This is a genomic window from Streptomyces sp. NWU339, assembly GCF_003143855.1.
Lineage (GTDB): Bacteria > Actinomycetota > Actinomycetes > Streptomycetales > Streptomycetaceae > Streptomyces.
In genome coordinates this window covers 75,829-96,745 of the sequence record NZ_QFRK01000025.1, presented here as the reverse complement: position 1 = coordinate 96,745, position 20,917 = coordinate 75,829, and the positions used below count along the sequence as shown (strand labels likewise).

23 protein-coding genes are annotated in these 20,917 nt (G+C 72.8%); 15 read left to right on the top strand and 8 right to left on the bottom strand.

All coding sequences use genetic code 11. The features are described 5' to 3' along the window. The coding region (locus DIZ27_RS26535) for an ATP-binding protein (RefSeq protein WP_146228993.1) at positions 1–279 on the top strand (279 nt) is incomplete at its 5' end. A 61-nt stretch (positions 280–340) separates the two neighbouring features. Here DIZ27_RS26535 and DIZ27_RS26530 read toward each other — a convergent pair. Then, positions 341–709 (bottom strand): PRC-barrel domain-containing protein, encoded by a 369-nt coding sequence (locus DIZ27_RS26530; protein ID WP_109380969.1) that lies wholly within the window; start codon positions 707–709, stop codon positions 341–343. Between the two features lie 235 nt (positions 710–944). Between DIZ27_RS26530 and DIZ27_RS26525 the strand changes: the two genes are divergently transcribed. From DIZ27_RS26525 to DIZ27_RS26490, 8 genes are all read left to right on the top strand, one after another. Continuing rightward, entirely contained in the window at positions 945–1,337 is a 393-nt protein-coding gene (locus DIZ27_RS26525) for an STAS domain-containing protein (protein ID WP_109380968.1), read from the top strand. Positions 1,338–1,436: 99 nt separating this feature from the next. After that, positions 1,437–2,336 carry an STAS domain-containing protein gene (locus DIZ27_RS26520; protein ID WP_109380967.1) on the top strand — a complete coding sequence of 300 codons (900 nt, stop codon included), beginning with the start codon at positions 1,437–1,439 and terminating at the stop codon, positions 2,334–2,336. After that, positions 2,333–2,752 (top strand): STAS domain-containing protein, encoded by a 420-nt coding sequence (locus tag DIZ27_RS26515; protein WP_109380966.1) that lies wholly within the window; start codon positions 2,333–2,335, stop codon positions 2,750–2,752. Before DIZ27_RS26520 ends, DIZ27_RS26515 begins: the two co-directional genes overlap by 4 nt. Then, positions 2,749–3,192 carry an anti-sigma regulatory factor gene (locus DIZ27_RS26510; RefSeq protein WP_109380965.1) on the top strand — a complete coding sequence of 148 codons (444 nt, stop codon included), beginning with the start codon at positions 2,749–2,751 and terminating at the stop codon, positions 3,190–3,192. Before DIZ27_RS26515 ends, DIZ27_RS26510 begins: the two co-directional genes overlap by 4 nt. Next, complete coding sequence (locus tag DIZ27_RS26505; RefSeq protein ID WP_109380964.1) at positions 3,192–4,274, top strand: ATP-binding SpoIIE family protein phosphatase; 1,083 nt, start codon at positions 3,192–3,194, stop codon at positions 4,272–4,274. The genes DIZ27_RS26510 and DIZ27_RS26505 overlap by 1 nt, the downstream gene beginning before the upstream one ends. Continuing rightward, a complete protein-coding gene (locus DIZ27_RS26500) occupies positions 4,271–5,986 on the top strand; it encodes a PP2C family protein-serine/threonine phosphatase (RefSeq protein WP_109380963.1) in 1,716 nt (571 codons plus the stop codon). Before DIZ27_RS26505 ends, DIZ27_RS26500 begins: the two co-directional genes overlap by 4 nt. 230 nt (positions 5,987–6,216) lie before the next feature. Further along, positions 6,217–7,590: an NAD(P)/FAD-dependent oxidoreductase gene (locus DIZ27_RS26495; protein ID WP_109380962.1), complete on the top strand. Its 1,374-nt coding sequence runs from the start codon at positions 6,217–6,219 to the stop codon at positions 7,588–7,590. Between the two features lie 142 nt (positions 7,591–7,732). Then, on the top strand, positions 7,733–9,979 hold the full coding sequence (locus DIZ27_RS26490) for an FUSC family protein (protein WP_181383703.1): 2,247 nt from the start codon (positions 7,733–7,735) through the stop codon (positions 9,977–9,979). Positions 9,980–10,040: 61 nt separating this feature from the next. On the opposite strand, the gene DIZ27_RS26485 is transcribed toward DIZ27_RS26490, so the two are convergent. The 3 genes from DIZ27_RS26485 to DIZ27_RS26475 all read right to left on the bottom strand — a co-directional run bounded on the left by DIZ27_RS26485 (position 10,041) and on the right by DIZ27_RS26475 (position 12,105). Continuing rightward, the gene (locus DIZ27_RS26485; RefSeq protein ID WP_109380960.1) at positions 10,041–10,469 is read right to left on the bottom strand and encodes a hypothetical protein; all 429 of its coding nucleotides are present in this window, start codon (positions 10,467–10,469) and stop codon (positions 10,041–10,043) included. Positions 10,470–10,562: 93 nt separating this feature from the next. Beyond that, on the bottom strand, positions 10,563–11,453 hold the full coding sequence (locus DIZ27_RS26480) for a SigB/SigF/SigG family RNA polymerase sigma factor (protein WP_109380959.1): 891 nt from the start codon (positions 11,451–11,453) through the stop codon (positions 10,563–10,565). A gap of 202 nt (positions 11,454–11,655) precedes the next feature. Continuing rightward, entirely contained in the window at positions 11,656–12,105 is a 450-nt protein-coding gene (locus tag DIZ27_RS26475; RefSeq protein WP_109380958.1) for an ATP-binding protein, read from the bottom strand. A gap of 125 nt (positions 12,106–12,230) precedes the next feature. Here DIZ27_RS26475 and DIZ27_RS26470 point away from each other — a divergent pair, with 125 nt between their 5' ends. Next, positions 12,231–12,452, top strand: a complete 222-nt coding sequence (locus tag DIZ27_RS26470; RefSeq protein ID WP_109380957.1) for a hypothetical protein — start codon at positions 12,231–12,233, stop codon at positions 12,450–12,452. Positions 12,453–12,722: 270 nt separating this feature from the next. Next, positions 12,723–13,178, top strand: coding sequence for a cyclic nucleotide-binding domain-containing protein (locus DIZ27_RS26465; RefSeq protein WP_109380956.1), 456 nt, complete (start codon positions 12,723–12,725; stop codon positions 13,176–13,178). 33 nt (positions 13,179–13,211) lie between these two features. Here the strand turns inward: DIZ27_RS26465 and DIZ27_RS26460 are convergent, their stop codons facing one another. Both DIZ27_RS26460 and DIZ27_RS26455 read right to left on the bottom strand, forming a co-directional pair. Beyond that, on the bottom strand, positions 13,212–14,570 hold the full coding sequence (locus DIZ27_RS26460) for an MFS transporter (RefSeq protein WP_109380955.1): 1,359 nt from the start codon (positions 14,568–14,570) through the stop codon (positions 13,212–13,214). 77 nt (positions 14,571–14,647) lie between these two features. After that, positions 14,648–15,265, bottom strand: a complete 618-nt coding sequence (locus DIZ27_RS26455; RefSeq protein ID WP_109380954.1) for a LysE/ArgO family amino acid transporter — start codon at positions 15,263–15,265, stop codon at positions 14,648–14,650. Positions 15,266–15,334: 69 nt separating this feature from the next. Between DIZ27_RS26455 and DIZ27_RS26450 the strand changes: the two genes are divergently transcribed. The 3 genes from DIZ27_RS26450 (at position 15,335) to DIZ27_RS26440 (ending at position 17,087) form a co-directional block, all read left to right on the top strand. Then, positions 15,335–16,231 carry a LysR family transcriptional regulator ArgP gene (locus DIZ27_RS26450; protein ID WP_109380953.1) on the top strand — a complete coding sequence of 299 codons (897 nt, stop codon included), beginning with the start codon at positions 15,335–15,337 and terminating at the stop codon, positions 16,229–16,231. 153 nt (positions 16,232–16,384) lie between these two features. Beyond that, a complete protein-coding gene (locus tag DIZ27_RS26445) occupies positions 16,385–16,630 on the top strand; it encodes a WhiB family transcriptional regulator (RefSeq protein WP_109380952.1) in 246 nt (81 codons plus the stop codon). A gap of 106 nt (positions 16,631–16,736) precedes the next feature. Further along, a complete protein-coding gene (locus DIZ27_RS26440) occupies positions 16,737–17,087 on the top strand; it encodes a DUF488 domain-containing protein (RefSeq protein ID WP_109380951.1) in 351 nt (116 codons plus the stop codon). A gap of 31 nt (positions 17,088–17,118) precedes the next feature. Here the strand turns inward: DIZ27_RS26440 and DIZ27_RS26435 are convergent, their stop codons facing one another. Together DIZ27_RS26435 and DIZ27_RS26430 are read right to left on the bottom strand one after the other, a co-directional pair. Further along, a complete protein-coding gene (locus DIZ27_RS26435; RefSeq protein WP_109380950.1) occupies positions 17,119–18,792 on the bottom strand; it encodes an FAD-binding dehydrogenase in 1,674 nt (557 codons plus the stop codon). A gap of 17 nt (positions 18,793–18,809) precedes the next feature. Further along, on the bottom strand, positions 18,810–19,469 hold the full coding sequence (locus DIZ27_RS26430) for a TetR/AcrR family transcriptional regulator (RefSeq protein WP_109380949.1): 660 nt from the start codon (positions 19,467–19,469) through the stop codon (positions 18,810–18,812). 164 nt (positions 19,470–19,633) lie between these two features. Here DIZ27_RS26430 and DIZ27_RS26425 point away from each other — a divergent pair, with 164 nt between their 5' ends. Further along, positions 19,634–20,878, top strand: coding sequence for an acyltransferase family protein (locus DIZ27_RS26425; protein ID WP_109380948.1), 1,245 nt, complete (start codon positions 19,634–19,636; stop codon positions 20,876–20,878). Positions 20,879–20,917 lie beyond the last annotated feature (39 nt).

Sequence of the window (20,917 nt, the reverse complement as noted above, 5' to 3'; positions counted from 1 at the left end):
CCKGAGCACTGGGACGACATCCTCCTGGTGGTCACGGAACTGGCAGCCAACGCGGTCCAGTACGCGCCGGGCCCCTTCGAGATGCGGTTGCGCCGGACGTTCGACGGGGTGCATGTGGTGATGCACGACACAAGCACCACCACGCCCGCACCCCGGCCCTTCCGGCCCAGCCGCGGCGGGGGCGGGATCGGCTGGCATCTGATTCACACGCTGTGCGACCAGGTCAGCGTCGTCGGCACCGACCACGGCAAGGACATCCATGTCTTCCTGCCCTGGTGATCGCCGTCGGGCGAACCTGCGCGGCCACCGGCGTGCGCCGCGCAGGTTCGCCCGACGGCGATCAGGAGACCGGGCCGGTCAGCCCCCGGTAGTACTCGCCGACCGCCGTGAGGTACCCGGGGTCCATGGTCTCGCTGTCGGTCCTGAACCGGGGCGCCGCCTTCACTTCCGCCCTCGTGCAGGACACCGTTATCCTCCGCTCGCCGGTGTCGACGGCGGTGATGACGCCGACCGGCACGAGAAGGCTCCGGCCGAACACCCAGACGCCGGTGTCGACGACCAGGTGCCGCATGGAGTGGTGGTCGGCCTGCCGGTCCACATGGCCGATGGTGCCGTCGTTCGCGACGACGGTGTATCCCGTCAGGTCCAGATCCTGCCCCTGGGCGGGACCCAGCTCCGGCGCGTATGACCAGATGCTGTCTATGGGCACGCTGCTCCTTGCCTCCCCGGTGGACGACTCTCCCGGAGCGGGCGGGTTCGTCGTCGGCCCGACCGTCTCCACAGCAGCCAACTACCCGGCTGGAGCCGGTGCATTCGGCGGGCGCCGCCACAAAACCGGCCCCGGGCGGCGGGCCGGTGTGCGGGGCACCGCATGACACGGCGATGCGGGGGTAGGCGGCCGCACGTGCGGCCGTACCCGGCCGCCGGCTCGTCTGGAGGTATTCGTGTCCGTGGTTCCGAACCCGCTGTCCGTCGAGGTGACCGTGCCCCGGGAGGACGCCGTCCTCCTGGCGGTTCAGGGGTACCTGGACGCCGACACCGCGAAGGAGTTCCAGCATCACCTGGCCAACCAGTTCCACCACGGGCGCCGGCACTTCCTGCTGGACCTGTCGGCGGTCCCCTTCATGGACTCGTCCGGCATGAACATCGTCCTGCGTGTCTATCAGGAGGCCCGTGATCTGCCGGGAAGCGTGCACATCATCTCCCCTCCCCCCGCAGTGCGCCGCGTCCTGGACCTGACCGGCGTGAGCATCACGGTTCCGTTGTCCGAGAGCGTCGAGGAGGCGCTGGAGCGCGTCGATTCTCTGTCCGGCGCACCGCGGGAACCCGATTTTTGAGAGGCTCGGGGCGTCGTTAGAGTGGTCGCCCGGCAAGGTCACAGCACCGTCTCGGCACCTTCACGGGCTCGGTGCGGTAACGATGATGAGGAGACACAGGTGCCTGAGCGCGAAGCGGGCGAACCGCTCGGAACGCCGACGCTCGAGGTCAGGGACTTCCTGCGGCAACGGCGTGAGCAGATCGCCCAGCGGTGGGCGGACGAGCCTCTGTTCCGTGCGGTGTTCACCCTCTCGCGCGACGAGGCGGTGGAGGCCGGCAAGGCAGTCGTCGACGCCCTGGCCCAGGTCGCCGACGCACAGCGGGTCGAGGACTCCGACGCCGCCGGGTTCACCGGTGTCCGTGAGCAGCTGGCGCGGATGACCGCGGCCCGCAGCCGCGCGGGGCTGTCCGCCACGCAAGTGTCGAACGAGCTGGCCGCCCTGTGGCCGCCGGTCGAGAATCTCCTCGCCGCCGACCTGGAGCAGGCACCGTCCGAGGAGCTGCGGGCGTGCACGACCACGCTGAGCGTGCTCATGGGCACCCTGCGCGTGGTGGCCATGCAGACGGCCCTGAGCGAGGGGCAGGCACTCATCGACCGGCAGCGGCTGCAGCTGCTGGAGGTGGCGACGCCGGTCATCAGGCTCTGGGACGGAATCGTCGCGGTCCCGCTGATCGGGACGCTCGACAGTGCCCGCAGTCAGGTCGTGATGGAGACACTGCTGAACGCGGTGGTCGACCAGCACGCCCGGTTCGCGATCCTCGACATCACCGGGGTGCCGACGGTCGACTCGCTGGTGGCGCAGCATCTGATGAAGACGGTCGCGGCGGCCCGGCTGATGGGTGCGGAGTGCATCGTCTCCGGTATTCGTCCGGCGATCGCGCAGACCATGGTCCACCTGGGTCTCGACCTCGGCTCGGTGCTCACTCGGGCGAGCCTCGCCGACGCGCTGGGCTACTGTCTGCACGAGCTGGGGGTCGACGTCGTGAGCACGACGACCGGCAGTGCGGTCCGCCGGTGAGCGAGGCGTTCTCCCGCCCGGTCGCGGGACATGTGCCGGTACTGAGGCTCGGCGATGTGCTTCTGGTGACTCTCCAAGGAGACCTGCACGACAGCACGGCCCAGCAGCTCCAGCAGGACCTGTCGGAGACCATCGCGAGCAGCGGGGTCACGGGAGTGGTGATCGACATCTCCGGCGTGGAGATCGTCGACTCCTTCCTGGGACGGGTGCTCGCCGAGATCGCGGCACAGTCGTCGCTGCTGGCCGCGCGGACCGTCGTGGCCGGGATGCGACCGGCGGTCGCCATCACCCTGGTGGAGCTGGGGCTGACGTTGCCGGGGCTGCGCACCGCGCTCGACACCCAGGCGGCGATGGCACTGCTCGAGCAGCCCGTCGTGCTGTCCCGCGCGGGTGGTGCGCGCCGGGAGCACCGATGACGCCGACCGCCTCGGGGGTCGAGGCCTGCCTGCCCATCCGGTCGGACATGGACTTGATGTGGGTGCGCCAGCATGTGCGGCAGGCCGCCGCCGTGCTCGGCTTCGGACTGGTGGACCAGACGAAGCTGGTCACCGCCGCCAGCGAGCTGGCACGCAACACCCTGGTGCACGGCGGGGGCGGGCAGATGGACGTCTCCCGGGTGTCCGCCGGGTGCGGTGGCGGGCTGCGGCTGACGTTCACCGACTCCGGGCCGGGCATCCCCGACCTCGAGCGGGCGCTCAGCGACGGTTACACCTCCGGTGGCGGGCTGGGGATGGGGCTGGGCGGCGCGCGGCGCCTGGTGCACGATTTCGAGGTCGAGAGCGCAGTGGGATCGGGAACCACGGTGCGGGTGACCTCGTGGGTGAACCGGCCGCCCCGTGCGCGGGAGGAGGTCTGATGCCACGCCTCTGGGACGTGCCGGTGCGGGACTCCACCCGGGTACGGGATGCCCGGGTCGCCGCTGAGGAGGCGGCGGCCCTGGCCGGTCTCGACGAGCGGAGCACCGCCGCCGTGTCGCTGGTCGCGACGGAGCTCGCCACCAATCTCCTCAAGCACGCGCGGGACGGTCAGGTGCTCATCGACGTCGTGCAGCCGTCCGTGCTCCGCGAGGGCGACCGGGCGCGGGCCGTGCAGATCGCCGCGGTCGACCACGGGCCGGGCATCGCCGATGTGGCCGAGGCGCTGCGGGACGGGTTCAGCACGACCCGCTCACTGGGAGCGGGCCTCGGCACCTGCCGGCGGCTCTCGGACGAATTCGGTCTGCACAGCGTGCTCGGCCGGGGCACGGTCGTGGTGGCCCGTGTCGGTGGCGGGGCCCCGCCGTCGCCCGGCGGTGACGGCCCGCGCGGTGACAGCGGGCCGTCGGTGCCTGTGATCCGGGCCGGCGGGGTCAACGTCCCCTACGCCAGGGCCGACCACTCGGGGGACGCCTGGGTCTGGGCCAGGTCCGGGGACCGGTACACCCTGATGCTTGCCGACGGGCTGGGCCACGGCCCCGAGGCGGCACGTGCCTCCACCGCCGCGGCGGAGGCGGTACACCGCAGGCCCCACCTCTCCCCCGCCGAGGCACTGCACCGGCTGCACGAGGAGCTGGGCGCCACCCGGGGCGCGGCCGTCGTGGTGGCCCAGCTCGACGCCCGGACCGGGCGGCTGCGGTTCGCGGGGATCGGCAACATCGGGGCCCGGCTGCGCGAGGGCGACCGGTGGCGTGCCCTGCTCTCCCGGCCCGGCATAGTCGGTCACCACCGGCCCGGCACCGTGCGCGAGGACGATCTCGCGTGGTCCGCCGGGAGTGTGCTCATCCTGCACACCGACGGTCTGCCCAGCTCCTGGGCCCCTCCGTCGGACTCCTGCCTCACAGCGGCCGACCCGGCCGTGACGGCCGCGGTGACGATCCGCGACGCGGGCAGTGCCGCCCGCCCCGTGCGGGACGACACCGCGGTGGCCGTCCTGACCTCCGCACCACCGGACCGGCCATGACGCGCGTATGGCAGATCAGCAGCGTGAACGACGCGGCACGCGCGCGTGTCTCGCTGGCGCGGCTGGCCGCCCGCCACGGGGTGCCCGCCGTCGAGCGGGCCCGGCTGGCGGCGGCGCTCGGCATCCGGCTGCGGCAGTGCCTGGCCAAGGGCGGTACCTGGCGGCTCACCGTAAGCACACCCGGCTCGGACGACGGGGAGGGCGTGCTGCAGACCGTGCTGTTCCCCCCGCCGGACGCGAGCGCCGCCGGGGAGACTCCGTGGGAGGTGACGGTCCGCTGCCCGGACGCGGGCCGGCCGGACGACACAGGCACGGTGACGGACGACCCGGCCGAGCTGGCCCAGGCGCTGCTGAGCGCCGACGAGGACACGGCTCAGGTGCTGGACCGGCTCGCCGAGCAGGAGGCACTGGTCGCCTTCCACCGGGAGGAGCTGCACCAGACCAACCAGGGCGTCCTGGCCCTGCACGCCGAACTGGACGCGGCGGGACGCGCCCAGCGGGAGGCGTTCGCCGCCGAGCACCGGGCGCGCAACGAGGCGGAGAACGCCCGCCGCAGGCTGACCTTCCTGGCGGACGCCAGCGCGGTGCTCAATGCCTCGCTGAACCACGGCGAGATCGTGCGCCGGCTGCCCGAACTGCTGGTGCCGCGGTACGCGGCCCGGGTCGACATATGGCTGTTCGACGAGGACGACGATCCGCACCACCCCCCGACCCGTCCGGCCGCCGCGGTGCGCGCGGCCCGCACCGGGCGGCCGCAGTACGCCGCCGACCACCCCGGCGGGTTGCGCGGCGTGGACGACCGGCCGCCCTCCCTGCTCGATCCCGGCAGGCCGCTGCTGTGCGTGCCGCTGCTGACGCGCCAGGCGCCCCTGGGCGTGCTCACCCTGTCACCGCCCGGTGAGCGCTGGGATCCGGACGACGCGGTGATGCTGCTCGAACTCGCCCGCAGGGCCAGTATCGCCATCGGCAACGCCCGCCGCTTCGAGCACAACCGGGACATCGCCGAGACGCTGCAGCGCGCCCTGCTCACCGAACTGCCCACGGCCCCGGGGCTGAGCCTGGCCGCCCGGTACCTGCCGGCCACGCACGGCATGAACATCGGCGGCGACTGGTACGACGCCTTCCACCGGTCGGACGGAAGTCTGATCACGGTCATCGGCGACGTGACCGGGCACGGGCTGCACGCGGCGGTCATGATGAGCCAGTTGCGCACCGCGCTGCGCGCCTACGCCGTCGACGTCGGCAGTCCGGGCCGGCTGCTGACCCGGCTGCACAGGTTCCTGCACCAGCTCCAGCCGCATCTGTACGCAACGGCCGTGATCGCCCGCTTCCACCCGGACGGGCCCACACTGACGTGGGCCGCCGCGGGGCATCCGCCGCCGGTGCTGCGGCTGCCCGACGGGCGGGTGCGCACCCTGGACGCCAAGCCGGGCGCGATGCTCGGGATCCCGCTGGAGCAGAAGATCGCCGACCACACCGAACAGGTGGCGCCGGGCTCGACGCTGGCGCTCTACACGGACGGGCTGGTCGAGCGGCGCACCCAGGGCATCGATCCGGGCATCGGGCGGCTCGCGGCGGCGCTCGGCTCGTTCGCCCCCGCGGAGCTGGACACGGACCTGGAGGGCTCGGCGGACCGCCTGCTGCAGCCGATGCTCAGCGATTCCGAACGCGACGACGACGTCTGTCTGCTGCTCTGCCACCTGCACGGCTGAGCCCCCGCGCCCGCCGGGCGGCGGCCGGCCGGCGGGCACGTGTCACGGGCCTCCCGGTGCGTTCCGCCGCCGGTGCGGGCATCGTGGTGCTGAAGGTTCTCGCGTGCCGGGCCCCCTCGAAGCCGTTGTGACGCGTCGCGCGCTGCGATCGAGGAGGTGCAGGGCGGCATTCCCGGGGAACGCGAAGGGCGTCGACGTTCGAGGCAGACCGTGTGGAGCCGCAGGAAGGGATGAGCACCGTGACACGACCCAGGATCCTGGTGGTGGGCGGAGGCTTCGCCGGCGTGGCGTGCGTTCGCCGTCTGGAGCGGAAGCTCTCCCCGTGGGCAGCGGACATCACCCTCGTGACACCGACCTCCTATCAGCTCTACATGCCGCTGCTCCCCCAGGTCGCCTCCGGTGTGCTGACACCGCAGTCGGTCGCCGTCTCCCTGCGCCGCAGTGCGAAGTACCGCACCCGGATCATCCCGGGCGGAGCCATCGGAGTGGACCTGAGGTCCAAGGTCTGTGTCATCCGCATGATCACGGGCCGGACCGTCGCCGAACCCTACGACTACATCGTGCTGGCCCCCGGCAGTATCACCCGTACCTTCGACATCCCCGGACTCACCGATCACGCCTACGGCATGAAGACGCTGGCCGAGGCCGCCTACATCCGCGACCACGTGATCGCCCAGCTCGACCTCGCCGACGCCAGCGAGGACCCGGCCGAACGGGCCGCGCGGCTGCAGTTCGTGGTGGTCGGCGGCGGCTACGCGGGCACCGAGACCGCCGCCTGTCTGCAGCGGCTGACCCACGCCGCCGTCGAGCGCTACCCGCGTCTGGACCCGGGCCTGATCAAGTGGCACCTGATCGACATCGCGCCGAAGCTCATGCCCGAGCTGGGCGAGAAGCTCGGGCGCAGCGCGCAGGAGATCCTCACCCGGCGCGGCATCGAGATCTCGCTCGGTGTCTCCATCGCGAAGGCGGGCCCCGAGGAGGTCACCTTCACCAACGGCCGGGTGGTCCCCACCCACACCCTCATCTGGACGGCCGGCGTCGTCGCCAGCCCGCTGATCGCCACGCTCGGCGCGGAAACGGTCCGGGGGCGGCTCGCGGTCAACGCGGACATGCGTCTGCCCGGCCACGACGGGGTGTTCGCCCTGGGTGACTCCGCCGCGGTGCCCGACCTCGCCAAGGGCGAGGGCGCGGTGTGCCCGCCGACCGCGCAGCACGCCCTGCGGCAGGGCAAGCAGGTCGCCGACAACGTCATCGCGACGCTGACCGGCCGGCCGTCGCAGCCGTACCACCACAAGGACCTCGGGCTGGTCGTGGACCTGGGCGGCACCGACGCCGTGTCCAAGCCGCTCGGTGTGGAACTGCGGGGCCTGCCCGCCCAGATGGCGGCCCGCGGGTACCACTGGTCGGCGCTGCGCACCAACGTCGCCAAGACGCGGGTCATGACGAACTGGCTGCTCAACTCGATCGCCGGAAACGATTTCGTGCGTACCGGATTCCAGTCCCGCCAGCGCGCCAAGCTGGGGGACTTCGATTACACGCATGCCTATTTGACGCCTGAGCAGGTGCGGGCACACATCGAGGAGGCGGGCCGGCGGGTGCGGTGACCCCGTTCCCGCGGCCGCCCAGCCCGTTCGGTGCCCCGCCGTCCCGGTGATCCTGCCGGTGGGGGGCCTTGGCGGGTGCCGCCCGGGCACATGCCATGCTGGCATTCCGATCAACGCGAGCGACAGGAGCGTGTGCGGCGGCGTGAATGCGGCGGGGCACTCGGTGCGGACACGACTGCGGGACCGCCTGGCGGCGTCGGACCCCGGGCTGCTGCGGCTGACGGCCGGACTGCGGACGGTGGGCGCCATCGCGCTGACGCTGGCCGTGCTCGCCCTCGTGGGGGCGGGCGTCACCCAGTTGGTGGCGGGCGCGATGACCGCGACGGTCGCCACCTTCGCCATCCGGGAGAAGCAGCGCGGCGCCCAGGCCGTCACGCTCGCCCTCGGTCTGCCGGTGGCACTCGTGGCCGTGTCGCTCGGCGCGGTGCTGAGTGAGCGGGTCGTCGTCGGTGACGTCTTCTTCACCGTCCTCATCTTCTGCGCGGTCTACGCCCGCCGGTTCGGCGACCGCGGGACCGCCCTGGGGCTGATCGGTTTCCAGGTCTACTTCGTGTCCCTGTTCATCGGCGCCTCCCCCGGGAAACTGCCCGGGATGTGGGCCGCCCTGGCCACCGCGTTCGTGTGCAGTGCCGTCATGCGGTTCGCCGTCGTCCCCGTGACCCCGGCCGGGCTCCTCGCGCGGCTCCGGGAGGCCTTCCGTGTCCGGCTGGCCCAGCTCGTGACGGCGCACCTGATGCTGCTCGACGCCGCGCCGGACGAGGTCGACAAGGCACTGGAGGACGTCCGCGCGGGTACTGCCCGGCTGCACGAGACGGCTCTGATGATCCAGACGCGGTTGGAGCAGGGGACCCCCGACGAGTCGTCGGCGCGGCTGGTGCAGCGCCGGATCGCGGACGCCGAGATCGCCGCCGAGCGGCTGGGCCTGCTGCTGCTGTCCGCCCGCAGCGCCGAACGCGCGGACACGCTGACCCTGCACCTTCCGGGCGCGCCCGCTCCCGAGGCGGACCGGACGGCGGCGCCGGACGAGGCCACCGCCGGACTGCGCCGCGATCTGCTCGCGCTGCGTACGCTGGTCCTGCTCGCCGGGCCCGGGGTGCCGGGGACGGCGGTCACGTACGTGCGCAACCGCCTGCTCGCCTACCGGGACGAGGAGAACCTGCCGGTGTGTTCTCCGGCCCTCCAGGACGTGTTCCGGGCCATCGGCGAGTCGGCCCGTGCGGTGATGGGCCTGCGGATCGCCCTGGACGGTCCGCAGGACGAGTCGGACGACACCCCTGCCACGGCCCGCTCCCGGGAGGAGCTGGACGCCGAGGACGCCTCCATCGACGCCGGGGAGGAGGATCGGACGGCCGAGGAGGACACGGGGCTGCGACGGCCCACCACCCGGGCCGCCGTACAGGTCACCGTGGGCTCGTCGCTGGCCATCGCCGGCGGTGAGCTGCTGTCCTCCGAGCGCTGGTACTGGGCGGTCCTGACGTGCTGGATCGTCTTCATCAACACCTCGTCGACGGGCGAGATCCTGGTCAAGGGCTACCGGCGGCTGCTGGGTACGGTCCTCGGCGTGGTCGCCGGCATCGCGCTGGCCGCAGTGGTGGGCGGGCACACCTGGACGACGTTCGGCCTGATCCTGGTGATGATCTTCGCGATGTCCTACACGGCACCGCTCTCGTACACGCTGATGTCGTTCTTCGTGACGGCGATGGTGGGGCTGCTGTACACGCTGCTGCACACCTACAGCTGGGAGGTGCTGGTGCTGCGCGTGGAGGAGACCGCGCTGGGTGCCGCCTGCGGGGTGGTCGCCGCGGCCCTGGTCCTGCCGGTGCGCACGGACCGGCGCACGAACGAGCTGCTGGGCACCGTGCTGGAGCGGCTCACCGAGGTCACCGAGGCCGCCGTCGACCAGCTCAGCGGCGGACCCGCCGTCGATCTGCTGGACCGGGCGCGGGAGCTGGACCAGGCGCTGGGCGATCTGCGCTCCGCCACCCAGCCGCTCACCCATCCGGTCACTCCGCTGCGGGGCCGGCGGGACACCGCGCGGTACGTCGTCGCGCTCCTGGAGACCTGTGCGTACCACGCGCGCTCGCTGGCGGCCACGGCCGAGCTGCTGCAGACCCACCCCTCGATCGCGGCGGATCCACGACTGCGCGGGGCGACGGGGCGCACGGTGCGCAACATCGCGGCGATCGCGGCCCGGGTCGCGGGCGGGGACGTCACGGCCAGGATCGAGACGGGGCCGAGCTTCGCCTCGTTGCTGGGCGGTTCCGGTGACGGCGCCTCGCGCTACGGCCGGATCACCGGCCGGGTGCTGCGGCACCTGGAGCGGCTGGACGAAGCGGTGGTGGGTCTCGCGCGCCCGCTGGGCGTACCGCTGGCGACGCGCGAGCGGTGACGGACCTTCCGCGGCCGGCGGCCGGGCCCGCGACCTCGTGCGATCCGGTGGGCGGGTCCGCTCAGAAGTCGGTGGGCAGGCCGCTGGCCTCGGCGATGCCGCGCAGTTCGTCGTTCTGCCGGTGCCGTTCCCTGATGTAGCCGGCGATCTCGTCGAGACGGGACGGGTCGGCGGCCGTGGTCGCGTCGGTGACCACGCGGACCGGTCCGCTCTCGTCGACGTCCAGCTCGACCACTTCGTTGTCCATGCGGCCGGTGACGGCTGTGGCGATGACGAGGGCGGCCTCGTCGCGGATCTCCTGGGGGAGTTCGTCGTCGCCGCCGTCCAGGGCGACGTCGAGACCGGACAGGCGGTGTTCCTCGATCGCCCGGAGCACCGGCTCCACCACACGGAGCAGCAGGCGGTAGTCCTCGGTGTCCATCCGGATGCGCAGCAGGTCGAGGTAGACGTCCACGGGTCGGCCGTCCGGCGGGATCTCGGATTCACTCATCTGCACCGTGTTCCCTTCTTGCGGTCGCTCATACGACGGGGACGACTGGAGGCAGTACGGCTGAGGGCGGTACGGCCGGCGACGGCATGACGCTCAGGCATGCCCTCGGTGGGTGGTCGTCGTCCGTCGGCCCATCGCGTCGGCGCGCACGCGGGCGCAGCTGCGGCTGATGAGCCGGGAGACGTGCATCTGGGAGATGCCCAGCTGGTCGGCTATGCGGCTCTGGGTCATGTCCTCGAAGAAGCGCATGTACAGGATGGTGCGCTCACGCTCGGGCAGGCGGCGCAGTCCCTCCTTGGCGGACTCGCGGTCGACCACGACGTCGTAGGCCTCGTCCGAGGCGCCCAGGGTGTCGGCCAGGCTGTAGCCGTCGTCGTCGGGCGACATCTCCGCGTCCAGTGACAGGGTGCTGAAGCTCTCCAGCGCCTCCAGCCCGGCTCCGACCTCTTCCTCGGTCAGCCCCGTGTGCTCGGCCAGGGCGGCGGACGAGGGTTCGGGGCTGCCGGGCGTCTGGGTGAGGTCCCGCCGGGCGATCCGTACCTTGTTGCGCAGTTCCTGCACCCGGCGGGGCACCCGCAGGGCCCACATCCGGTCCCGGAAGTGCCGCTTGACCTCGCCGGTGATGGTGGGGACGGCGTAGCTCTCGAAGGCTCCGCGGGCCGGGTCGAAGCGGTCCACCGCCTTGACCAGTCCGAGTGCGGCCACCTGACGCAGGTCCTCGACGGATTCGCCGCGGTCGCGGAAGCGGCCGGCGATGCGGTGGGCCATGGGCAGCCACGCGGTGACGAGTTCGTCGCGGACGGCGTCCCGCTCGGGGCCGTCCTCCAGTGAGGCCAGCCGGGCGAACAGGGCCGCGGTGTCCGGAGCGTCTTCGTGGCGCCTGCGCGCGCCGCGGGCCGTGGGGGCGGCCGCCGTCGCGGTGGCGGCCGTGGGCGTTGTGGTGTCGGGGGTGTCGGGGCGGTCGGTGGGCGTGTCTGTGAGCATGCGATTTCGCTCCCGAACAGTGGATTTCAGGGTGGTCTACCGCGGGACGGCCGCTGCGGGGACGTCCGGAGGGAATTCCTCAGCAGCCATGGCTCTCCCGCTGGCGCGCCTCCGGTCCGAAGCACGACCCTCCGACTGCCCTCCCGCCGGTGGCGCAAACTCCGCTTCCCGGCACAATCTGCCGGACGGGCTCGGCGAGCCTTCAGGGCAGGGGGACCACGGCGGTGATGCACTTGCCGCCCGTCGGCAGGTCGGCCACCCGCACGTCGCGGCACAGCCTGCAGACGATGGGCCAGCCCCGGCCGCCGGGCGTGAAGCGCCCCTGCCGGTCGGTCGTCGGCCGCGCGACGGGCAGTTCCGCGCTGCGGTCGCTCACCGAGACGCGCACTCCGGGACCGGTGACGTCGACCCGGAAGTCGGTGATGCCGCCACCGTGCAGGATCGCGTTGGTGGTGAGTTCGGAGGTGACGAGCAGCGCGTCCGCGAGGGCCTCGGCGTCGCACGGGGTGTGCGTGGCGCGGCAGCGCTCGCACACGGCTCGCCACACGGCCTGGCGCGCCTCGGCCGGCCGCGGCCGGTACGGCTGCCGCACGTCGGCGCGGCGAGTGCCGGGCAGGGCGGTGTCGGTTCCGGCCATGCGCTCCTCGCACATTGTTCGACTCCCGGTTCGATGAGGAATGTCATCTCTTTCGGCTCACCTGCCCCGGCACCGGCAAACCTCCCGGCCTTTTTCCGAACGCCTGCCATTCCCGTGGCGCAACGGGGTAGGCGGACGTCATGACCGGTGTGGTGGACTCGGACGAACTGGTGCGGCGGATCCAGCGGGCGCGGGCCCGCGCCGCCCATGAGGAGCGGCTGTGGCGGGCGAGGAGCGCCGAACTCGAACGGGCCGATCCCGCGGAGAAGGGAGTCGCCGACATGCACAGGCTGGCGTACGAGGCCGTGCTGCGGGTACTGGACGAGATCCTGACTCCCGGCAGGTCCGATGTGCGGAGCTGACCGGCCGGTTCCGGGACCGCTCCCGGATCTGCAGAAGTGAAACAGGTCACGTGACCTGGTTCTGGCGGCGCACATCCGCACAGATGGTTTATCGTTCACCCATAAGTGGTGACGGAGTCGACGCCCGTCCTCCCTCCACCACCTTTTACCGCCCTGGCTGGCTTCCCCCGTCCAGCCAGGGCTTTTACATGCCGAAGTGCCCCGGACGGCGGCAGCGGCTCCAATGGACGTAGGCACCGGTACCGAACGCCCGGCGAGGAGCCCTGCCTCATGACCAACGCGATCAAACTCCTGACGGCCCTCCCCCCGCCTCAGCGCCGACGTCTGATGGAACTCGCGCGGGAGGTGGTCTTCCCGGAGGACACCCGGATCTTCGAGGCCGGGGGCACCGCCGACCGTTTCTGGGTCGTCCGTTCCGGTGCGGTCTCCCTCGACCAGCGGGTGAACGACCTGCGCCGGGTGACGGTCGCCACCCTCGGCGCGGGCGACCTGCTGGGCTGGTCCTGGCTGTTCCCGCCCCACCGGTGGGACTTCGGCGCCGAGGCGTTCAGTCCGGTCCGCGCCTACGAGTTCGACGCGGCGGCCGTGCTCCGGCTGTGCGAGGAGGACCCGGAGCTCGGGCTGACGCTGGTGCGCTGCGTCGCCGAGATCCTCGCGCACCGGCTGGAGGCGACGCGGGTGCGGCTGATGGAGCCGCACACGACGCGCGGGCACCGTGCACTGTAGCCCCCCTGGCGCCCCGTACGGCCCGGTCGTGCCTCACACGCGGTAGCGGCGCAGCGCCGGCATCGCGGCGGCCAGGGCGAGCATCACCACGACGACCAGGAGCCCGCCGCCCGCCACCGCCGTACGGGGGCCGAAGGCGGAACCGGCGGTACCGTGCAGGACGTCGGCGAGCCGGGGACCGCCCGCGACGACGACGGTGAAGACGCCCTGCATCCGGCCGCGCATCTCGTCGGTCGCGACGGAGAGCAGGATCGCCCCGCGGAAGACCATCGAGACCATGTCCGCGATCCCGGCGACGGCGAGGAAGGCCACGGCGATCCAGAGGCTGTCGCTGAGCCCGAACCCCGTGACGGCGACGCCCCACACCACCACGGATCCGATGACCATCCAGCCGTGCCGGCGGGCCCGGGAGAACGCGCCGGAGAACAGTCCGCCCGCCACCGCGCCGATCGGGATGGCGGCGAACAGCAGCCCCAGCGCGAACCCCTCGTCGTAGGACGCGTAGGTCTCGGCGGCGAGCTGCGGGAACAGGGCCCGGGGCATGCCGAGGACCATGGCGACGATGTCCGCCACGAACGACAGCAGCAGCACCGCGTGCCCGGAGATGTAGCGGAATCCGTCCAGGATCTCCCGGAGGCCCGCGCGCCGCGCCACCGTCGCGTCGAGCGGCGGCAGGGCGGGCAGACGGTGGACCGCCCACACCGTGACGCACAGCGCCAGCGCGTCGATCAGATAGAGCTCCGCCAGCCCGACCACCGGGATGAGCGCACCCGCGAGCAGCGGTCCGGCGATCTGGCCGGTCTGCATGACGGTGGAGCCCAGGGCGTTGGCGGCGGGCAGCTCCTCCTCGGGGACCAGGCGGGCGATGGAGGCGCTGCGGGCCGGGGCGTTCAGTCCCCAGAACGCCTGCTGCACCGCGAGCAGGACCATGAGCACGGCGACGGAGTCCAGGCCGGTGACGGCCTGCGCCCAGAACAGGACCGAGGTGACGGCGATCCCGGTGTTGGTGATCAGCAGGAGCTTGCGACGGTCCATGGCGTCGGCGATCGCGCCGCCCCACAGGGCGAACACGATCAGCGGCAGCAGACCCGCCAGGCTCGCGGCGCCGACCCAGGCGGAGGAGCCGGTGATGTCGTAGATCTGCTTGGGCACGGCCACGGCGGTGAGCTGGCTGCCGACCGCCGTGACGGCGGTGGACGCCCACAGCCGGCGGTAGGCCGGGCGGCGCAGGGGTCGGGTGTCCATGGCCCACCGGCGCAGGCCGCGCGGCCGGGACTGCCCGGAAGGGCCTGCCGTACGCGACGGATCCGACGGGCCTGACGGACCCGGCACGGCCCGCTCGGGGGCGGGCTCCTCGGCCTGGGGTTCGGTACTGCTCTCGCTGGTGTCCACGACCGTCCCGGTTGGTGACTACATCTTTTTGCCGGGGTTCACTATGGCAGGACCGGTGGCGGCACCCGCCCGCCGTATCAGCTGCCGGCGATGAGCGTGCCGCCGAGGACGATCATGGTGGTCGCGACCAGGCCGTCCAGGATCCGCCAGGCGGTGGGCCGGGCCAGGAAACGGCTCAGCAGCCTGGCCCCGAAGCCGAGGGCGGCGAACCAGCAGAGGCTGGCCAGCACGGCGCCGAGGCCGAACGTCCAGCGCAGCGGCCCGTGGTCGGCGGCGACCGAGCCCAGCAGGAACACGGTGTCGAGGTAGACGTGCGGGTTGAGCCAGGTCATCGCCAGGCAGGTGAGCACGGCGCGACGGCGCGAACTCACGGCCTCGCCCTCCGCCCGCAGCCCGGCCCCGCCCGGCCGGATCACCCGGCGCGCGGCCAGGAGGCCGTAGCCGAGCAGGAACAGGCCGCCGATCCAGCCGACCGCCGTCAGCGCGCCGGGCCACGCCACGACCAGCGCATCGACCCCGCCGACGCCGAGGGCGATGAGGGCCGCGTCGGACACGGCGCAGATGCCGACGACGGCGAGAACCGCCTCCCGGCGGACGCCCTGGCGCAGGACGAAGGCGTTCTGGGCGCCGATGGCGACGATCAGGGAGAGGCCGGTGCCGAATCCGGCGGCGGCCGTGGTCAGGGCGCTGTTCATGCCGAGGACGCTAGAGGCACCACCCGGCGCAGTACAGCTAATGATTCTTACGTACCCTTAGCCGATGTGATGGACGACCTCCCGCTCGACCAGGTACGGACCCTGCTCGCCGTGGTGGACGAGGGCACGTTCGACGCGGCCGCGGCAGCCCTGCACGTGACGCCCTCCGCGGTCAGCCAGCGGGTGAAGGCGCTGGAGCAGCGCACCGGACGGGTGCTGCTGCTGCGCACCAGGCCGGTGCGACCGACCGAGTCGGGAGAGGTGCTGGTGCGGCTCGCCCGCCAGGTGGCCCGGCTGGAGCGGGACGCGTACGCGGAGCTGGGGCTGGGCTCCGGCGGGGAGCCGACCCGGGTGTCGGTGGCGGTGAACGCGGACTCCCTGGCGACCTGGTTCCTCGGGGCCCTCACCCGGGTACCGGGCGAGCCGCGCCTCTCCTTCGAGTTGCGCCGCGAGGACGAGTCCCACACCGCGGCCCTGCTGCGCGAGGGAACGGTGATGGCCGCGGTGACCTCGTCGCCGGAGGCGGTACCGGGCTGCTCCGTGCGGCCCCTGGGGCGGATGCGCTATCTCCCCGCGGCCAACCCGGAGTTCGCCGCGCGGTACCTCGCCGGGCCGCTGGAGGAGACGCTGCCGCGGGCCCCCGTGGTGACCTTCGACCGGCGGGACGACTTCCAGGACGCCTTCGTGCGCCGGCTCACCCGCGGCCGCACCGGGGCGAGCACGAGCCGGCACCTCATTCCGACCTCGGAGGGGTTCGCCGAGGCGGTCGCCGCGGGCCTGGGCTGGGGCATGGTCCCCGAGACGCAGGCCGAGCCCCTGTTGCGGGCCGGCCGGCTCATCGTTTTCGCCCCGGACCACCCTGCCGACGCGCCCCTGTACTGGCAGCAGTGGAAGCTGGATTCCCCGGCCCTGGCGGCGGTGGCCGAGTCGGTGGCGGCGACTGCGGCGACTGCGCTGCGGAGTTGAGGGAGCGTCACGCCCGCCCGTCACCGGCCGGGCGGGCGTGGCCACGGTGACGTACGACACCGGAGCCGCTGTTTCATCGCGCACCGAGAGGTGACCCGTAAGGGACAGGGCACCCGCAGGGTGCGTATCCACTCCGATCACAGGTGGTTTCCCATGGACGACTGGCGGACCCGCGCGGCCTGCCGGGACGAGGATCCCGACCTCTTCTTCCCGATCGGGACCTCCGGCCCGGCCCTTCTCCAGACGGAGCAGGCGAAGGCGGTGTGCCGGCGCTGTCCCGTCCGGCAGCAGTGCCTCGACTGGGCGATGGATTCGGGCCAGTCCCTCGGGGTGTGGGGCGGCACGAGTGAGACGGAGCGGCGCGCGCTGAAGCGCCGACTGAAGGCGCGGCGCGCCTGAGGCGGGCGGGGCCCCGTTCCGGCCTGCCCGTCCGCCGTTCTGTCCGCCGTGCCCGGACCGGGGGGCGGCGTTAGGCTCGCCGAAAGACCACGGGAGGAGGCCGACCATGAGCGTACGCGTGCGCCGTGTCTACGAACCGCCTGAGCCGGACGACGGTGTCCGCGTCCTGGTCGACCGGTTGTGGCCGCGCGGCTTGGCGAAGGACATGGCACGCGTGGACGAATGGCCCAAGGGGCTGACTCCGTCGACGGAACTGCGCCGCTGGTACCACATGGGCGAGCGGCCGTACGAGGAGTTCCGCGGGCGCTACGAGGCGGAGCTCACCGCTCCCGAGGCGGTCGAACTCCTGGACCATGTGCGGGAGTTGGCGACGAAGGGCCAGGTGACCCTGCTGACCGCGGCCAGGGAGCCGGCCACCAGCCACGCCGAGGTGCTGGCCCGCCTCCTCGACGACTGACGCGCTCCCTGCCCCCGGTCGGCCGCGCCGGCTACGCCGTCTGCCGCGCCGCCGCCCGTCCCGCCGCGCGCCCCGAGAAGAGGCAGCCGCCGAGGAAGGTGCCCTCCAGGGCGTTGTAGCCGTGGACGCCGCCGCCGCCGAAGCCCGCGACCTCGCCCGCCGCGTACAGCCCCCCGATCGGCTGCCCCGCGCCGTCCAGCGCGCGGGAGTCGAGGTCGGTCTGGATGCCGCCGAGGGTCTTGCGGGTGAGGATGTGCAGCTTGACGCCGATCAGCGGGCCGGCCGCGGGGTCGAGGATGCGGTGCGGGGTGGCCACACGGCCGAGGCGGTCGCCGATGTAGCGGCGGGCGTTGCGGATGCCCTGCACCTGGGCGTCCTTGGCGTAGGGGTTGGCGATCTGCAGGTCGCGGGCCTCGATCTGCCGGCGGACGACGGCCGCGTCGAGCAGGGGCTTGTCGGTGAGGGCGTTCATCCTCTCGACGAGTTGCTCCAGGGTCGGGGCGGTCACGAAGTCCGCGCCCCGGCGCAGGAACGCGTCGACCGGGCCGGGGGCGCCCTTGCCCAGCACGCGTTCGCGCAGGAACCGGGCCCGGTCCTTGGCGGTGATGTCGGGGTTCTGTTCGGAGCCCGAGAGCGCGAACTCCTTCTCGATGATCTTCTGGGTGAGGATGAACCAGGAGTGGTCGTGGGCGGCGATGTCCTCGGTGGTGCGCAGGTGCTCGAGCGTGCCCAGGGTGTCGTAACCGGGCAGGCAGGGCTCGGGCAGCCGGCGGCCGAGGGCGTCGAACCACATCGAGGACGGTCCGGGCAGGATGCGGATGCCGTGACCGGGCCAGATCGGGTCCCAGTTCCGTACGCCCTCGGTGTAGTGCCACATGCGGTCCCGGTTGACCAGGCGCGCGCCCGCGCGGGCGCTGATGTCGAGCATCCGTCCGTCCACGTGGGCCGGGACTCCGGTGATCATCTCCCGGGGCGGGGTACCGAGCCGCTCGGGCCAGTGGCGGCGGACGATGTCGTGGTCGGCGCCTATGCCTCCGCTGGTGACGATCACGGCCTGGGCGGTGAGTTCGAAGTCGCCGACCGCCTCGCGGCTGGAGGCGACACCGCGCGGTGCGTCGTCCCGGGCCAACAGGGTGCCCCGCACTCCGCGCGCGGTGCCGTCCTGTACGACCAGTTCGTCGACCCGGTGACGGTGGTGGAAGGTGAGCAGCCCGTCGCGCGCGGCCTGCCGGGCGTGGCGTACGAAGGGGTCGACGACGCCGGTGCCGGTGCCCCAGGCGATGTGGAAGCGGGGCACGGTGTTGCCGTGGCCGTCCGCGCGGAGGTCGCCGCGCTCGGCCCAGCCGACGGTGGGCAGGAACGAGATGCCGTGCCCGGCCAGCCAGGACCGCTTCTCCCCCGCCGCCCACTCGACGTAGGCACGGGCCCAGCGCACCGCCCAGGAGTCCTCGTCCTGGAGCCGGTCGAATCCCGCGCTGCCCTGCCAGTCGTTCCAGGCGAGCTCGAAGGAGTCCTTGATGCCGAGACGCCGCTGCTCCGGGGAGCCGACGAGGAACAGCCCGCCGAAGGACCAGAAGGCCTGCCCACCGAGGTTGGCGGCGTTCTCCTGGTCGACGAGGGCGACCCTGCGGCCCCGGCTGGTCAGTTCGTGGGCGGCGACCAGGCCCGCGAGACCCGCTCCGACGACGATGACGTCGGCATCCATGGTGAGAAGTCCCTTCCTCATCCGCGTCGGTGCGCGGCCGGTTCGGTGCTGCCGTCGGTGAGCAGCGCGGTCAGCAGTTGTTTCAGCCAGGCGCGGGCGCCTGCGACGTCCCCGTCCAGCAGCAGTTGGACGGTGACTCCGTCGTAGGCGGCGACCACGGCGTGCGCGGCGTCCTCGGCGGTGCCGAGGACGCCGGGCAGTTCGGTGTGGCCGCGGGCCCGCGCCAGCCGGTCCGCGACGGCCCGGCGCAGCCGCGCGCGGTGTTCCAGCAGGCTGCGGGACACCTCGGGGTCGCGGGCGGCGTGCACCAGGAAGTCGGTCTTCACCAGCAGCCAGTCCCGGTCGAGCAGCAGCACCTCGGTGACGCGGTCCACGGCGGCGGGCACGTCGAGGTCGGGGCCGTCCAGGGCGAGGGCCGAGGAGACCTGCTCCGCGATGAGCTCGGCGCGCTCCGCGTACAGGGCGAAGAAGAGTTCGTCCAGGCCGGCGAAGTTCGAGTAGAAGGCGCCCCTGGTGTAGCCGGCGGCCTCGCAGACCTCCTCGATCGAGACGTGCCCGAAGCCCTTGGCCGCGAACACGGAGAACGCCGCCCTCAGGAGGTTCGCGCGCGTGCGGGCCCGGCGTCCGGTCACCCGTCGCCCGGTCGCCGCCCGCCCGGCCACGCCGTCCACGGTCATGCCGCCCCCTCCGTTCGATACGCGAACGTATCCGATGCACCGGCGTATCCAGAAGGGTCTCGCCGGAATCGGAGCACCCATGTGGACATCGACGTCCTGCCGGAAGCCTGTCGTCCCCCGCCCCGCTCCTCGCACACTGGACCGCACACCTGCGGGGAGGGCGGATGGGCGCGGACACCGGGCGGCCGGCCGGCACCGGCCGGCGCGGCGAACTGGACGCGCTGCGTGCCTTTGTCGTCCTCGGCCTGGTCTTCTTCCACACCGCCCTGGTGTTCTCCCCGGACGACGACTTCTACGTCAAGAACCCGCAGACCACCGGCGCGGTGACCGTCCTCGCCGGGTTCGGCGTGGTGTGGGCGATGCCCATGCTGTTCCTCGTCGCCGGTCTCGGCGCCCGGCACTCGATCCGCCGCCGGGGGGCCGCGGGGTTCGCCCGGGAGCGCCTGCTGCGCCTCGGCGTCCCGCTGGTCTTCGGCACCGTCGTCCTGTGTCCGCTCCCGCAGTGGCTGCGGCTGCGCGCGGCCGACCCCGGGTACGACGAGCCGTACGGGCGGTTCTGGCCACGCTTCCTGACGGTCCGTCCGGACCTCGCCGACTTTCCCTTCGTCCTGGAGGGGGACCACTTCGAGACCGGGCACCTGTGGTTCGTCGTGCTGCTGCTCGCCTTCTGCCTGCTGCTCGCACCGGTCGCGGGACCGCTGGCGTCCGCCGCCGGGCACATGGTTCCCGCGCTGGGCCGCCACCCGGTGCTGCTCCTGCTGCCCGCGCTGCCGCTCGCCGCCGTCAACGCCCTGCTGGGCATGGAGGAGGGCTTCGCGGGCTGGAACCGCTGGGCGTATCTCCTGTTCCTGCTGTACGGGTTCGGGCTCGGCGACGACGAGCGCGTCCGCGCCCTGACGCGCCGCGCGGTCGTCTCGGCCGGTGTGCTCGGGCTGCTCCTGTTCGCCGCGACGGCGCCCGGATTCGTCGCGGGGAACGACCCCTTCACCGCATGGACCCCTTTCGCGCTGTTCACCCGGGCGGCGTTCGGGGCGGCGGGCTGGTGCTGGGTGCTGGCCCTCCTCGGCCTGCTGGACCGGCCCCGGAACGGGACTTCGGGAGCACCGGACACGACCGCCGGTGCCCGTCGGTACGGCCGGTATCTGGCGCTCGCCGCGCTGCCGTTGTACGTGCTGCACCAGCCGGTCGTGGTCGCCTTCGCCTACGGCGTGGTCGGCTGGTCCGCGCCGATGGCCGTCAAGTACGTGGTGATCGTCGCCGCCTCACTGGCCGTCATCCTCGCCGTGTACGAGTACGGGGTGCGCAGAACGCGGCTGACGCGCTTTCTCTTCGGGATGCGCCCGCAGCCCCGGCCCCGCCCCACGACGGCTCCGACACGGCCGGGTCCGACCCGGCCGCCGGCGTCCTGATCTGCTTTGCTGGTGACCTCCAGACAGGACGCCAGGACG

Bases quoted from the DNA above. Each gene is read 5' to 3' on its own strand.
- DIZ27_RS26495 (WP_109380962.1), top strand. From the start codon at position 6,217: ATGAGCACCGTGACACGACCCAGGATCCTGGTGGTGGGCGGAGGCTTC.
- DIZ27_RS26500 (WP_109380963.1), top strand. From the start codon at position 4,271: ATGACGCGCGTATGGCAGATCAGCAGCGTGAACGACGCGGCACGCGCG.
- DIZ27_RS26485 (WP_109380960.1), bottom strand. From the start codon at position 10,469: ATGAGTGAATCCGAGATCCCGCCGGACGGCCGACCCGTGGACGTCTAC.
- DIZ27_RS26510 (WP_109380965.1), top strand. From the start codon at position 2,749: ATGACGCCGACCGCCTCGGGGGTCGAGGCCTGCCTGCCCATCCGGTCG.
- DIZ27_RS26505 (WP_109380964.1), top strand. From the start codon at position 3,192: ATGCCACGCCTCTGGGACGTGCCGGTGCGGGACTCCACCCGGGTACGG.
- DIZ27_RS26425 (WP_109380948.1), top strand. From the start codon at position 19,634: ATGGGCGCGGACACCGGGCGGCCGGCCGGCACCGGCCGGCGCGGCGAA.
- DIZ27_RS26435 (WP_109380950.1), bottom strand. From the start codon at position 18,792: ATGGATGCCGACGTCATCGTCGTCGGAGCGGGTCTCGCGGGCCTGGTC.
- DIZ27_RS26455 (WP_109380954.1), bottom strand. From the start codon at position 15,265: ATGAACAGCGCCCTGACCACGGCCGCCGCCGGATTCGGCACCGGCCTC.
- DIZ27_RS26445 (WP_109380952.1), top strand. From the start codon at position 16,385: ATGGACGACTGGCGGACCCGCGCGGCCTGCCGGGACGAGGATCCCGAC.
- DIZ27_RS26470 (WP_109380957.1), top strand. From the start codon at position 12,231: ATGACCGGTGTGGTGGACTCGGACGAACTGGTGCGGCGGATCCAGCGG.
- DIZ27_RS26475 (WP_109380958.1), bottom strand. From the start codon at position 12,105: ATGTGCGAGGAGCGCATGGCCGGAACCGACACCGCCCTGCCCGGCACT.
- DIZ27_RS26465 (WP_109380956.1), top strand. From the start codon at position 12,723: ATGACCAACGCGATCAAACTCCTGACGGCCCTCCCCCCGCCTCAGCGC.
- DIZ27_RS26440 (WP_109380951.1), top strand. From the start codon at position 16,737: ATGAGCGTACGCGTGCGCCGTGTCTACGAACCGCCTGAGCCGGACGAC.
- DIZ27_RS26480 (WP_109380959.1), bottom strand. From the start codon at position 11,453: ATGCTCACAGACACGCCCACCGACCGCCCCGACACCCCCGACACCACA.
- DIZ27_RS26430 (WP_109380949.1), bottom strand. From the start codon at position 19,469: ATGACCGTGGACGGCGTGGCCGGGCGGGCGGCGACCGGGCGACGGGTG.
- DIZ27_RS26450 (WP_109380953.1), top strand. From the start codon at position 15,335: ATGGACGACCTCCCGCTCGACCAGGTACGGACCCTGCTCGCCGTGGTG.